Genomic DNA, 13,120 nt, shown 5'->3' with positions numbered 1-13,120 from the left:
TGGTCGAGGGAATCAACAATAAACTTAAACTAATAAAACGGAGAGCCTATGGCTTTAGAAACTTTCGTAATTTTTGGGTTAGAAGTATGTTATCTTGGCATCTTGTCTGTTGATTTAGCATAAAGAGTAACGAAGAGCCCTGATTGTTAATACTAAATCCAGTTATTAAAAACTGATTATCTATTTCCTCTTTTGCCTATTGCCTAGTGCCTTTTGCCTGTCCTCATAAGCAGCCTATACTCAACGGATTTAGTATAATCTAGTCAATAGCTGCCCACTCCTGTCACCATGAAACACCTTTTGACACTCCTCCCCCTCAGCTTGGGATTAATTGCCCTCACCCCCGTAAATTTGCCCCTAGAACCTTTTGAAATCTCACAATTGGGAACATCTACGGGATACGATGAACGACTGCTAACGGACAAAAAAACCCTACTACAAGCGATCGATCATAGTTTACGTTATCTGAATAGCTCGGCGGCGATCCGTGCCTATCAAAATTATCCTATTCCAGAAATAACTCGTCAGCGAGTGCAGCGTTCCCTAGTACGTTTTCGTCAATTAGTGCAGAATTCTCCCACTCCCGCGGCTCTACAAAAGGCAGTTAAAAAAGAATTTATCTGGTATCGTTCTTTAGGTAAAGATAGCCAAGGAACTGTTAAATTTACTGGTTATTTTGAGCCAATTTATCAAGCAAGTCGGCAAAAAAATGCCGAGTATAAATATCCTCTCTATCGCCGACCTGCTAACTTTTCTCGCTGGTCTAAACCCCATCCAGCTAGGGTAGAATTAGAGGGAAAAGATGGTTTACTAGGGGAAAATAGCCGTCTAGCGGGATACGAATTAGTCTGGTTAAAAGATCGCTTAGAAGCTTATTTAGTTCATGTGCAAGGTTCGGCAAAATTACGTTTACCTAATGGTCAAATTATGAGCATTGGTTTTGATGGCAATACCGAGCATCCCTACACCAGTCTGGGAAAAGAAATGATTGCCGATGGTATTTTTCCTGCTGAGGGTTTAACCTTACCAATGGTTTTAGATTTTCTCAGAAATAATCCCGAGCAATTAAAGAATTATATTCCCCGCAATAATCGGTTTATTTTCTTTCGAGAAACCCACGGTGCGCCTCCCACTGGTAGTATTGGAGTTCCGGTTTTACCAGAAAGATCGATCGCTACAGATAAAAGTATTTTTCCCCCCGGTGCTTTAGCGGTAATTGAGACAGAAATTCCCCAGGAAAATCTTAATAAAAAATTAGTGAGTCGCTATGTTCTCGATCAAGATACTGGCAGCGCAATTAAAGGTACTGGGAGGGTAGATATTTTTATGGGAACAGGAAAAAATGCTGGCGATAAAGCTGGTTTAGTTAATACCCCCGGTCAATTATATTATTTATTATTGAGGGAATAGGAAATAGTATAGGTAGAATTAAGATAGACTTCCCAGAATCAGTTATCATAGTTAAGTAGGGAGGCACAATTATTTGTAGGATGGGTTAGCGGTAGCGTCAACTATGCGGGCGTTGGGTTTCATGCTTCAACCCAACCTACGTTCATCTTATATTTAATTCCACCCACCCACTTAAGGGAGAATTTAAACAATAGAATCATGAAAAAAACCATAAATATAGATTGGTCTGATTGTGGTCCAATTACTTTAGTAGTCGTGCAGCCGACTTCTTTTTGTAATCTTAATTGTGATTACTGTTATTTACCCGATCGCCATTTAAAAAATACCCTATCTTTAGATTTAATCGAGCCGATTTTTCAGAGGGTTTTTAGTAGTCGTTTTCTCCAAAATGATTTTACCATTTGCTGGCACGCAGGTGAACCCTTAGCAGTTCCCATCAGTTTTTATGAAAGTGCCTTTGCTAAAATTGCGGAAGTTAGCGAGAAATATAATCAGCAGGGTTACTGTTTTCGTCATTCGGTACAAACTAACGCCACTTATATTAACGATGCTTGGTGTCAATTATTTAAAAAGCATGATGTTTATGTGGGAGTCAGTCTTGATGGACCAGCTTTTATTCACGATATCCACCGGCAAAACCGCAAGGGAACTGGCAGCCATGCTGCTACGATGCGGGGGATTTCTTTCTTGCAAAAACATGAAATTGATGTTAGTATCATCGCTGTTTTAACAGAAGATTCTCTCGAATATCCCGACGAAATTTTTAACTTTTTTTGGGATCATGGTCTTACTGATGTGGCTTTTAATATGGAAGAAACCGAGGGGATTCATTCGCAATCTTCCTTAGATAAATTAGGTATTGAACAACGTTATCGCCAGTTTATCGCCAGATTTTGGGAGTTAGTCACGGCCAAACAAGGAGAATTTAAGCTGCGGGAATTTGAATCGATCTGTAGTTTGATTTATGCCGATGAACGCTTAGAAAATACTGATATGAATCGACCTTTTATGATTGTCAATTTTGATAATCAAGGTAATTTTTCCACCTTTGATCCGGAATTACTATCGATTAAAACCCAACCCTACGGCGATTTTATCTTTGGTAATGTTTTGACCGATTCCCTAGAATCTATCTGTGAAACTGAGAAATTTCAAAAAATTTACGCTGATATGCGCGGTGGAGTCGATTTATGTCGTCAAAAATGCGATTATTTTGGCGTTTGTGGGGGAGGTGCCGGTAGTAACAAATATTGGGAAAATGGCACTTTCAACTCCACAGATACTAAAGCCTGTTTATACCGGATTAAGTGTATCACCGATATTGTTCTCGATCGCCTAGAAAATTTATTAGAAGTTTAAAGACTTTTTTAGCTATCAGTAAACAGTTATCAGTTATCAGTTATCAGTTATCAGTTAAGTAGCTGGTTATAATTAAATTAAAAATGGATTTTAGGTTCGATCCCCCCTGCCCCCCTTAATAAGGGGGGTGCCGATCCCCCCTTAGTCCCCCCTTAATAAGGGGGGCATCTGATAATTTTTAACGCCTACCTACTTATCAGTTATCAGTTCACTGATTATTGTTTACTAATAACCTATGAAAAAACTTGGTCTAAATACCATTTTTCCAAAGTAATGGCATGGTATTATTCTTCTTCTAAGGTTAATCCTAACGCCTCTAAGCGTTCCGCTAGTCGATCCGCACGTTTTTTTTCTTTATCAGCACGTTTCTTTTCTTTATCAGCGCGTTTTTTTTCTTGATCAGCGCGTTTCTTTTCTTGACGCATTTGAGACTCTAACTCAACAGTTGTTAAAAATTTCTCTCCATCGGGACGATACAATTCTAAACTAGATTTATTCCAGATAAAACGCACACCTAAACGGGGACTTATCCAATCATTTATGGGGATAATTTCTCCTAAATTTTCTCCCTGTCTTTGCCATCCTTGTAAACGACAGCGCATCGGGTTATATAAGTAGTATTCTTCTACACTATATGTGTCATAAAACTCTAACTTTCGACTCATTTCTGCTTTTGTATTCTTCGGTGATAGAATTTCAAAAACCACTTGAGGAGCGATATTTTCTTCCTGCCATTGACGATAGGAACCCCTTCGTCCTTTGGGACGGCCAAAAGCTACCATCACATCGGGAGCAACCGGTGAAACCAAAGTAGAACGCAGAGGATACCAGAGTAAATCTCCAGCAATAAACACCGTAGGGTCATCGGCAAAGATAATCTCTAAATTCTCCTTAATTTTAACAATCCACTCATATTGTTCGGTATTATCTGCCATCGGTTGACCATCGCTATCTGGGAAAAGAAGATCGTCGTCAATATCAAGATAACTAACCATTGTCTTTTATTTTTAATAGATGGTTGTTTTCTGATTGTAGCAAGATAATTATGAATTATGAATTATCAATTATGAATTGGGGAGATGGGGTAATGGGGGAGTAGGGGAGAGGGGAGCTTTTTCAGTGAACAGTAATCAGTGAACTGAAAACTCACATCTGATAACTGATATAGCGGTTTTCACAGAAGTGAGTCCCGATTGAAACGCCTATCTATCAAGGGATTTACTATACCTTATTAGACTGAAAACCGCTACAACTGATGACTGATAACTGATTCAAGGCTGACGGCTGACTAAAGGTCTTAAGCGGCAGTTATATCTAGTAGAGTCTATATTTATCAAAAAGTTAATTGACTAGAATCTATAAAAACGTTAGGATTGATGGTGACAAATAGTTGTTATTGAGGAGGGCATAGGAACTTGATACAGGCAACCCTGCACCAGTTAAGGGTTTTTGAGGCTACCGCTCGACACAGTAGCTTTACCAAGGCGGCTGAGGAGTTATTTATCACTCAACCCACCGTCTCAACCCAAGTCAAACAACTCACAAAAGCCGTGGGTTTACCGCTATTCGAGCAAATTGGCAAACGTTTATTTTTAACCGAAGCGGGTCAGGAATTACTGTTCACCTGTCAAGAGATTTTTAATAAATTGGACAACTTTCAGATGAAAGTGGCCGATATTAAGGGAACTAGACAGGGAAAGCTGACTTTAGCCGTAATTACCACCGCTAAATACTTTGTGCCGCGATTACTGGGGACATTCTGTCAACAGTATCCCGGTATTGACATCGCCCTGCAAGTGACTAATCATCAGAAACTGCAAGAGCGAATGTTAAATAACGAGGATGACCTCTATATTCTCAGTCAACCGCCGGAAGAAGTGGAACTTTGTTCTCAGTCTTTTCTGGAAAATCCCCTAGTGGTGGTGGCGCGACGAGATCATCCATTGGTGGGCCAGAAAAATCTCCCCCTTGAGTGCCTCAACCATCAACCTTTTATTATGCGCGAATCGGGATCCGGAACCCGCCAAGCCGTACAAAAATTATTTAATCTCCACGATATTAAAGTTAAGGTGCGCTTGGAATTAGGCAGTAACGAGGCGATTAAACAGGCTATTTCTGGCGGTTTGGGACTATCGGTACTATCTAAGCATACTCTCATCTCGGAAGGGGAAAACGGAGAATTAGCCATTCTCGACGTGGAACAGTTTCCGATTCAGCGCAATTGGTACGTTTGTTACCTGGCCGGAAAACAACTTTCCGTGATTGCCGATGCTTTTTTAAAATACCTGCTGGAAGCTAGTCAAACCATCCCCATTCATGCCCCGTTAAAAAATGGCCACAGCCTATTAGTGACCCATTAAACCTTAAACTTTAATTCAGGATCATTTTTCTTCTTGAGGTGGTTATATGTTCGAGTCCTTCAGCCAGACTATCTGGTTGGTACCTCTTTATGCCCTTGCGGGTGCACTTCTCGCTCTACCCTGGTCTCCCGGTATTATCCGGCAAACCGGCCCGCGACCGGCTGGTTATCTGAACTTAATCATGACCTTCTTGGCTTTTTTCCATAGCCTTTTTGCTTTAATCGCCGTTTGGGGTCGTCCGCCGCAATCTATAGCATTTAATTGGCTAAATGCCGCAGATTTAAGCATATCTTTAGATGTGCAGATTTCGGCTGTTAATATCGGGGCTTTACTGCTAATTACTGGCTTAAACCTCGCCGCTCAGGTATATGCGATCGGCTATCTAGAAATGGATTGGGGTTGGGCAAGGTTTTATTCTCTCGTCGCTCTCTTTGAAGGGGGTATGTGCGCCCTCGTTATCTGTAATTCGCTATTTTTCAGCTATTGTGTGCTAGAAGTTCTCACCCTCGGCACTTATCTGCTAATTGGTTTCTGGTTCAATCAATCTCTGGTGGTGACGGGGGCGCGGGATGCTTTCCTAACCAAACGGATTGGCGATTTAATCCTGTTGATGGGAGTGGTGGCCCTTTTACCCTTGGCGGGAACTTGGAACTTTGACGAATTAGCAGAATGGGCGGCTACAGCCAATTTAAACCCCAATGTGGCTAATTTACTCTGTTTAGCCCTGATTGCCGGTCCGATGGGCAAATGCGCCCAATTTCCCCTGCATTTATGGCTAGATGAGGCCATGGAAGGACCGATGCCCGCGACAATTATGCGGAATACCGTCGTCGTTTCCACTGGTGCTTGGTTATTGGTGAAATTAGAGCCGGTGCTACAATTATCGCCCCTAACCTTACAGGTGATGATCATTGTTGGCTCTGTTACTGCCATCGGTGCGGGCTTAATTGCGATCGCCCAGATCGATGTTAAGCGCTCCCTTTCCTATTCCGTCAGTGCCTACATGGGACTGATTTTTATCGCTGTGGCCACCGGACAAACGGAAACCGCTTTAGTGTTACTCTTCACTTATGCGATCGCTATGTCCCTGTTAGTCATGGTGGTGGGCAACATCATTTGGAATAATATCAGCCAAGATTTAAGCCAATACGGGGGTTTATGGTCCCGTCGTCCCGTTTCTGGTATTTGTTATCTCGTCGGTGCCGCTAGTTTAGTCGCACTGCCTCCCTTTGGTGGTTTTTGGGCATTAGCCCGCATGGGCGATCGCCTCGCAGAAGTCAGTGGTTTACTGTTATTAGTGCTATTGTTGGTCAATGCCTTAACTGCCTTTAGTGTCACTAGAGAATTTTGCGTTTTCTTTGGCGGTAAAATCAAACCAATGACCCTGCGCTCTCCGGAAGCTCTTTGGCCCTTAGTTATCCCCATGACTGTGACCATGGGTTTCGCCATTCATGTGCCGATTTTATTAGCGCAATGGCATTTATTACCAAGTAACTTAAATCTGGGAGTGGCTTTTCTCTTGGTGCTTTCCACTGCTGGGGGCGTAATTCCGGCAGCATATATTTATCTGAATGACAATATCTCCAAACCGATCGTTTTTCAACCGAAAGCCCTTCAAGATTTCTTTGCCAACGACCTTTATACAGCCCAATTGTATAAAGTCACCATCGTTTTTGTCGTCGGATTAATCTCGCAAATTATTAACTGGATCGATACCTTTCTGGTGGATGGGATAGTTAATCTGGTGGGATTAGCCACGGTTTTTGGTGGTCAGAGTTTGAAATATAACGTCTCGGGACAGACCCAATTTTACTTTCTGTCGATTATTTTGGGGGTGGCTTTGATTGGTATTATCATCTGCTGGCCCCTACTATCACAGATTTCTCTAGTTTTCAGTTAAAGATTTGATAACTTAGGCTTTTCTTTAGCATCCCCGGCCCTGACAATAGAATTTGTCCTGATTAATGGAAACAACTACCGATGTTCAATACCTCTCGTCGCCAATTAATCCGTTATGGGGGGGGTTTTTTGGGAACTGGTCTGGCCGCTACTATTTTAGGCTCGCAACTGTCCCAAACTAACGCCCAAACTGCTGTTAATTCTGAGCCATGGCTAACGGCTCAAAATAAAGGATTGAACCCAGACCAGGCTTTAACTATGCTCATGGAAGGCAATCAACGTTTCTGGGAACGAAGAAAAAAAAGTCCTAACCGCGATCAAGCTCGACTCACAGAAGTGGCCGAAAGTCAAGCCCCTTTTGCGGCAATTTTGGGCTGTGCCGATTCTCGCGTACCGGCAGAAATCGTTTTTGATCAAGGATTAGGAGATCTATTTGTTTGTCGGGTAGCGGGAAATTTAGCCACTTCTGAAGAAATTGGTAGTCTCGAATTCGGCACGTTGGTGTTAGGAGCTAAGGTAATTGTTGTCCTTGGTCATTCCCGTTGTGGAGCGGTAAAAGCCACCATTGAAGGGGGTCGTTTCCCCGGACAAATCGGTCGTTTAATCGATGGACTACAGGTGGGAGTTGATCGGGCAGAAAAACAACCCGGTTCTAACAAACTTGAGCGAGCAATTAAATCCAATGTTATCTATCAAGTAGAGAAATTAGGCAAATCCCCAGTCATGGGTGATTTAGTAGATAAAAAACAATTAAAAATTGTCGGAGCCTACTATGATCTCGATACCGGCAAAGTGAATTTAATCTAGTCAATTCCCGATTAGTCATCGTGTTGGTTGGCTAATCGTTTTCTCATCCCAGTCATTATAAATTCTATCGATACCAATATGCTCAGTACCCTGCTTTGGTTGCCAATAATTGGAGCAATTATCGTCGGTCTTTTCCCCGATAAATTTGCGCCAGCAAAATTACGTCAAATAACTGTCTTTTTTGTTGCTGCCGTCCTTCTTTGGTCTTTATATCTGCTGACTCAATATAACTTAACCAGCAATGGCTTTCAATTTTCTGAATACCGCGAATGGGCAAAACCAATCGGTTTAAGTTATAACCTCGGAGTCGATGGTTTGTCCTTACCGTTAATTATTTTAAACTGTTTCTTGACAGGAATAGCTATCTATAGTACCGAAGAAAAACTAGATCGTCCCCGACTTTATTACATCCTAATCCTCCTGATTAACGCTGGGGTTTCTGGGGCATTAATGGCCAAAAACCTGCTGCTGTTCATCGTTTTCTATGAACTAGAATTAATCCCCTTTTATCTGATGATTGCTATCTGGGGAGGCGAAAAACGTGGCTATGCTTCGATTAAATTCCTTCTCTACACTGCTGTCTCTGGGTTATTAGTCCTAGCGGCATTTTTAGGCATAGGTTTCCTCAATGGTGGCACTTTTGACTATTCCTCCCTCTCGACCACCGATTTCTCCCAAAAAACCCAATTACTGCTCTTAACTCTGCTGTTAGTGGGATTTGGCATCAAAATCCCCCTCGTACCTCTCCATACTTGGCTACCAGATGCCTATACGGAAGCTTCCCCCGCTACAGCAATTTTATTAGGTGGTATCCTCGCTAAACTCGGTACTTATGGCTTAGTTCGCTTTGGTCTGCAATTATTCCCGGAAACCTGGTCTTTAATCGCCTCTGGACTGGCAATTATCGGCGTTACTAGCGTTATTTACGGGGCCTTGAGCGCTATTGCCCAAAAAGACATTAAACGCATGGTGGCCTACAGTTCGATCGGTCACATGGGCTATATACTGGTAGCAGCCGCCGCCGGCACGGGTTTAAGCGTCCTTGGTGCCGTCGCGCAAATGATTAGCCACGGTCTCATTCTCGCCCTTTTATTTTATCTGGTGGGCATTGTCGAACGCAAAGCCGGAACCAGAGATTTAGACGTTTTAAACGGTTTAATGAACCCAATTCGCGGTTTACCCCTGGTTAGCGCTCTGTTAATTCTCGCCGGTATGGCCAGCGCTGGTATCCCCGGATTAGTGGGATTTGTGGCGGAATTTATTGTTTTTCAGGGTAGTTTTTCCCGTTTTCCCGTGCAGACGGTTTTCTGCATCATCGCTTCCGGTTTAACGGCGGTTTACTTTGTTATCCTGCTTAATCGCACCTGTTTTGGCAAATTGGATAATAAACTTGCCTACTATCCCAAAGTCTTGAAATCGGAAACTATCCCCGCTTTTGTCTTAATGGTATTAATCGTCTTTTTAGGTATTCAACCCAATTATTTAGTCCGTTGGATTGAACCCACCACTAACTCGATGGTTGCCAGCTTATCGGGACAAGCAAAACCTAGTTTTGTCTTCAAAAAATCTCCGCAAAAGTCCCCAAAAACCAACTGGTTTAATCGGGGTAAATATTTGAGTAATAGTTAGTTATCCCTCGCTGTTTCCGAATTATTGTTACCGTTGCTAATTACTTTACCTAAAACTATGACTGGGACATTAATCAAAGCCAAAATTCCCCCTTCTACTCACGAATTCGCCGACATTATCCACCGGTTAGAAGCGGGTGGCTCCATGTTACCGGATACTCCCGAAAACCTGATGCAAATTATCGGCATTTATAAAGCTTATGCCGTACCGATGGATTTTTATTGGCGAGATCTGCTCTATATTGCCGAACGAGTTTTCCTCGATCCTTTGCCCTTTTTTAAATATTTTCTACCCCAAGAATACCTAGAGCTACAAAATCATTACTCCGGCGATAATGCCGATTTACGCATCTGGCGCGGCACGGGTTCCGCTCATCCTGAATTGTTAGAATTTATGGATAAAGGTAAAACCCGAAAAATGCCCAAATTAATCCATCATCTTTGGCATGATCGCATTAATATGGAATTTGCCGAAGCCTGTATGCAAGCCATGTTATGGCATGGCCGCGATATGGGTTGGGGTTTATTTGATGCCTATCTTGATTCAGAAGAATATCGCCAAAATGCCGACCGCGCTATTAAGGCCTATTTCAAGAAAAACCCCGTGATGATGAAACTTTATGACCTGTTCCCCGATATGTTCTTAGAACAGGTGCGGATGATGTCCTATTACTCTAATTTAGGACTATTCTGGGAAGTGATGGCCCCAGTATTTTTCGAGATGTCTGATATCTACGATGAAGGCGGGTTTAAAGGTGTTCCCGATGCCATGAATTTCCTCGTTAATGGCATTTTTGCCATCGCTGGCCGGCCAATTTATCATCACGTTTATATTGATGGTCAATGCTACGAAATTATCCCCAAATCAAAGGCTTTTACTTGGCTTTATGAAGCGGCTTTACCCTATGTAGAAGCGGTCTTTTATCGTACTGCTCCCTTCCGGGGTACAAAGTCCTATAATGCCCAAGCAAAACAGGTTCCCGACCAACAAAAAGACTTTCACTATGGTATTCTTTATGCGGATGTTTTCCCCGTGGGTACTGCGGGAATTCCCCCGACGTTGTTAATGGATGATATGTATCATTTTTTACCCCAATATCTGATTGATTACTATCAGCAACACTGCCGGGGGGAAGACGATATTTTGATTCAATTGGGTATTACTTTCCAGCGATCGATGTATAATGTTACTTCGGCAGTTATTCAAGCTCTACGCACTGCTTTACTCTATCCCCTCGACGATCCTAATCCCAAACATTTACTGAAAAATCGTCAATTCTTTGAGGCACAAATGGACAGATTTAAACGCCCCGAAGCGCGTCTTAGAGATATCCAAAGTCCTAATTATCGTTGAGGTTTTTTGCTTACTTTTCTGGTGGGTTTATAGCCCACCTTTTTTGATATAATCAGATGACCGACACCCAATGTCATACTAATACTAAATCCCTTGAGTAACCCACAGAAAACGGGTTTTTCCGAGAAACCCGTTTTCTACTCGAGGGAATAAATAATCAGTATTTAATAGCCAGATTTAGTATTAAGTACCTAAGCAAAATTAATTACACATTTCGATAAAGCTTTTGCCTCTTGCCTTCGTTAAAACCACCCACTTAATAGGATAGTTACAGAACGTAAAAATTGGCTAATTCAGGAGTTATTATTATGCTAGACCAAATGATGAAGATGTTAGAAGGGCAACAAATAGGCCCCTATCGTCTTAATAAGTTTCTCGGTGCGGGTGGTTTTGGTGGTGTATTTCATGCTAGTGAAATGGTCAGAAATACATCGGTCAAAGAAGTTGCCATTAAAGTTATCCCCGAAAGTAGCGATGATAAATTAATTGAATTAACAAATTCCAGAAAGTTAGAACATCCTAATTTAATTAAGAGTTATGCGGTGGGGGAATTTACTTTTCTCAATACAGAGATGCTTTATTTAGTCATGGAATTGGCACAGGGTAGCCTAGAAAATCACATTGCCAAAGGCAGTTTTTCAGCGGATGAGATTAAAAATATTACTGCTCAAGTCGCCCAGGGCTTAAATTATCTTCATCGACAAAATAAAGTCCATCGAGATTTAAAACCGGGTAATATCCTCAAGGTTAATCAACAATACAAGTTAGCAGATTTTGGCTTAATTAGAACTTTAAATAACAAAAGCCACACTCAAACAGTCCACAATACCGGTACAATTATTTATATGCCTCCCGAAGCCTTTAGGGGTGATATTTCCTCAGCTTGGGATCTGTGGTCATTAGGTATTATGTTAATCCAAATGACGACTAATCAATTTCCCTATAAGTTCAATAATGACAATAATCAATTAATGGTAAAGGTGATAAATTGTGAGCTACAAATTCCCAGTTTACCGAAAGAGTTTAAACCGATTATTGAAGGGTGTTTGCAAAAAGATAGAAGACAAAGATGGACAGCACAACAGGTTTTAAATGCCTTACAAGCAGTCAAAAAGCCTGTTTCACCTACTCCATTTACCGAAAAAATATCCAACGGAGTCACACTGGAGATGGTGAGCTTACCAGCAGGTGAATTTCTTATGGGATCTCCTGACAGCGATTCTGATGCCCACGATGACGAAAAACCTCAACACCCAGTTAAAGTCAACAGTTTTGCCATTGGTAAATATCCAGTGACTCAGGCACAATATGAAGCGGTAATGGGAACCAATCCCTCTCATTTTAAAAATAACTCTTGGTTTAAAAACAATCTGCAAAATCCGGTAGAACAGGTTAGTTGGAATGATGCTCAAGCCTTTTGTCAGAAATTGAGTCAAATAACCGGGAAAACCTATCGCCTACCCACAGAAGCGGAATGGGAATATGCTTGTCGTGCGGGGACTACTACTCGCTTTTATTTCGGTGATGATGCTAATCAGTTAGGAGATTACGCTTGGTATAGAGGAAATTCTCAGCACACAACTCATCCTGTGGGCCAGAAAAAGCCCAATGCTTGGGGACTCTATGACATGAGTGGCAATGTTTGGGAGTGGTGCGAAGACGATTGGCACGATAACTATATCGGAGCGCCGACGGATGGATCGGCGTGGTTTATCAAGAATGATAATCGTTCTCATCGCAAGTGTCCGCGGGGCGGTTCTTGGTCCCTCAATCCAGATTTCTGCCGTTCCGCTTACCGCAGCAACGGCAACCGCCGCGACTACTTCAACAACGTCGGTTTTCGGGTGGTGTGCGGTGCTGGGAGGACTCTGTAACCCTTTTACCCTTTTTACCCTTTTTACCCTTTTTCTCTTTTTCCCGCCGCTAGGCGGGTCGATTTTTTTTTTGAGCCGTAGGTTGGGTTGAGGAACGAAACCCAACCCAATTATTTAAAAGTGTTGGGTTTCACTATCGTTCAACCCAACCTACGATTTAAGGCGGGTCGATTTTTTTTTGAGCCGTAGAAACCCAACCCAATTATTTAAAAGTGTTGGGTTTCACTATCGTTCAACCCAACCTACGATCTGAAATTAAATAATATTGTGGCGCTCCTAACGCACCCTACCTACTCATTCGCCCGTACTTTTTGCCGCAAACCCTATTTAGAGCCGTTTTTTTCAGTGAAAACAGGGAAATTTTCCGTAAATTCCCCCACCCCTAACACCTGATACTCAATCCAGTTATTAAAGACTGATTATTTATTC

General features: G+C 42.1%; 10 protein-coding genes. 9 read left to right on the top strand and 1 reads right to left on the bottom strand.

Annotated features, from left to right (window positions below):
- The 3 genes from O9324_RS22465 to grrM form a co-directional block, all read left to right on the top strand.
- Positions 1 to 113 (top strand): transposase (locus tag O9324_RS22465; protein ID WP_185237766.1); only part of this gene is annotated, 113 nt, incomplete at its 5' end.
- 175 nt (positions 114 to 288) lie between these two features.
- Positions 289 to 1,410 carry a murein transglycosylase A gene (gene mltA, locus O9324_RS22460; RefSeq protein ID WP_288141353.1) on the top strand — a complete coding sequence of 374 codons (1,122 nt, stop codon included), beginning with the start codon at positions 289 to 291 and terminating at the stop codon, positions 1,408 to 1,410.
- Positions 1,411 to 1,608: 198 nt separating this feature from the next.
- A complete protein-coding gene (gene grrM / locus O9324_RS22455) occupies positions 1,609 to 2,769 on the top strand; it encodes a cyclophane-forming radical SAM/SPASM peptide maturase GrrM/OscB (RefSeq protein ID WP_002768470.1) in 1,161 nt (386 codons plus the stop codon).
- A gap of 284 nt (positions 2,770 to 3,053) precedes the next feature.
- Here the strand turns inward: grrM and O9324_RS22450 are convergent, their stop codons facing one another.
- Positions 3,054 to 3,764: a Uma2 family endonuclease gene (locus tag O9324_RS22450; protein WP_288141352.1), complete on the bottom strand. Its 711-nt coding sequence runs from the start codon at positions 3,762 to 3,764 to the stop codon at positions 3,054 to 3,056.
- Positions 3,765 to 4,184: 420 nt separating this feature from the next.
- On the opposite strand from O9324_RS22450, the gene O9324_RS22445 reads away from it, so the two are divergent.
- From O9324_RS22445 to O9324_RS22420, 6 genes are all read left to right on the top strand, one after another.
- A complete protein-coding gene (locus O9324_RS22445; protein ID WP_288141351.1) occupies positions 4,185 to 5,129 on the top strand; it encodes a LysR family transcriptional regulator in 945 nt (314 codons plus the stop codon).
- Positions 5,130 to 5,175: 46 nt separating this feature from the next.
- The gene (locus O9324_RS22440) at positions 5,176 to 7,029 is read left to right on the top strand and encodes an NAD(P)H-quinone oxidoreductase subunit F (protein ID WP_288141350.1); all 1,854 of its coding nucleotides are present in this window, start codon (positions 5,176 to 5,178) and stop codon (positions 7,027 to 7,029) included.
- Between the two features lie 80 nt (positions 7,030 to 7,109).
- On the top strand, positions 7,110 to 7,835 hold the full coding sequence (locus O9324_RS22435) for a carbonic anhydrase (RefSeq protein WP_288141349.1): 726 nt from the start codon (positions 7,110 to 7,112) through the stop codon (positions 7,833 to 7,835).
- 78 nt (positions 7,836 to 7,913) lie between these two features.
- Positions 7,914 to 9,464, top strand: coding sequence for an NADH-quinone oxidoreductase subunit M (locus O9324_RS22430; RefSeq protein ID WP_288141348.1), 1,551 nt, complete (start codon positions 7,914 to 7,916; stop codon positions 9,462 to 9,464).
- A 57-nt stretch (positions 9,465 to 9,521) separates the two neighbouring features.
- On the top strand, positions 9,522 to 10,817 hold the full coding sequence (locus O9324_RS22425; protein ID WP_288141347.1) for a CO2 hydration protein: 1,296 nt from the start codon (positions 9,522 to 9,524) through the stop codon (positions 10,815 to 10,817).
- Positions 10,818 to 11,125: 308 nt separating this feature from the next.
- Complete coding sequence (locus O9324_RS22420; protein ID WP_288141346.1) at positions 11,126 to 12,691, top strand: SUMF1/EgtB/PvdO family nonheme iron enzyme; 1,566 nt, start codon at positions 11,126 to 11,128, stop codon at positions 12,689 to 12,691.
- Positions 12,692 to 13,120 lie beyond the last annotated feature (429 nt).

This window comes from Microcystis sp. LE19-84.1B (assembly GCF_027531875.1).
In the GTDB taxonomy this organism is placed as follows: Bacteria; Cyanobacteriota; Cyanobacteriia; order Cyanobacteriales; family Microcystaceae; genus Microcystis; species Microcystis panniformis.
The sequence above is the reverse complement of the archived record's forward strand: the minus strand, read 5'-3'. Positions and strand labels throughout refer to the sequence as shown.

Excerpts from the sequence above, each read along its gene's own strand:
- mltA (WP_288141353.1), top strand. The coding sequence starts at position 289 with ATGAAACACCTTTTGACACTCCTCCCCCTCAGCTTGGGATTAATTGCC.
- grrM (WP_002768470.1), top strand. The coding sequence starts at position 1,609 with ATGAAAAAAACCATAAATATAGATTGGTCTGATTGTGGTCCAATTACT.
- O9324_RS22450 (WP_288141352.1), bottom strand. The coding sequence starts at position 3,764 with ATGGTTAGTTATCTTGATATTGACGACGATCTTCTTTTCCCAGATAGC.
- O9324_RS22440 (WP_288141350.1), top strand. The coding sequence starts at position 5,176 with ATGTTCGAGTCCTTCAGCCAGACTATCTGGTTGGTACCTCTTTATGCC.
- O9324_RS22435 (WP_288141349.1), top strand. The coding sequence starts at position 7,110 with ATGTTCAATACCTCTCGTCGCCAATTAATCCGTTATGGGGGGGGTTTT.
- O9324_RS22430 (WP_288141348.1), top strand. The coding sequence starts at position 7,914 with ATGCTCAGTACCCTGCTTTGGTTGCCAATAATTGGAGCAATTATCGTC.
- O9324_RS22425 (WP_288141347.1), top strand. The coding sequence starts at position 9,522 with ATGACTGGGACATTAATCAAAGCCAAAATTCCCCCTTCTACTCACGAA.
- O9324_RS22420 (WP_288141346.1), top strand. The coding sequence starts at position 11,126 with ATGCTAGACCAAATGATGAAGATGTTAGAAGGGCAACAAATAGGCCCC.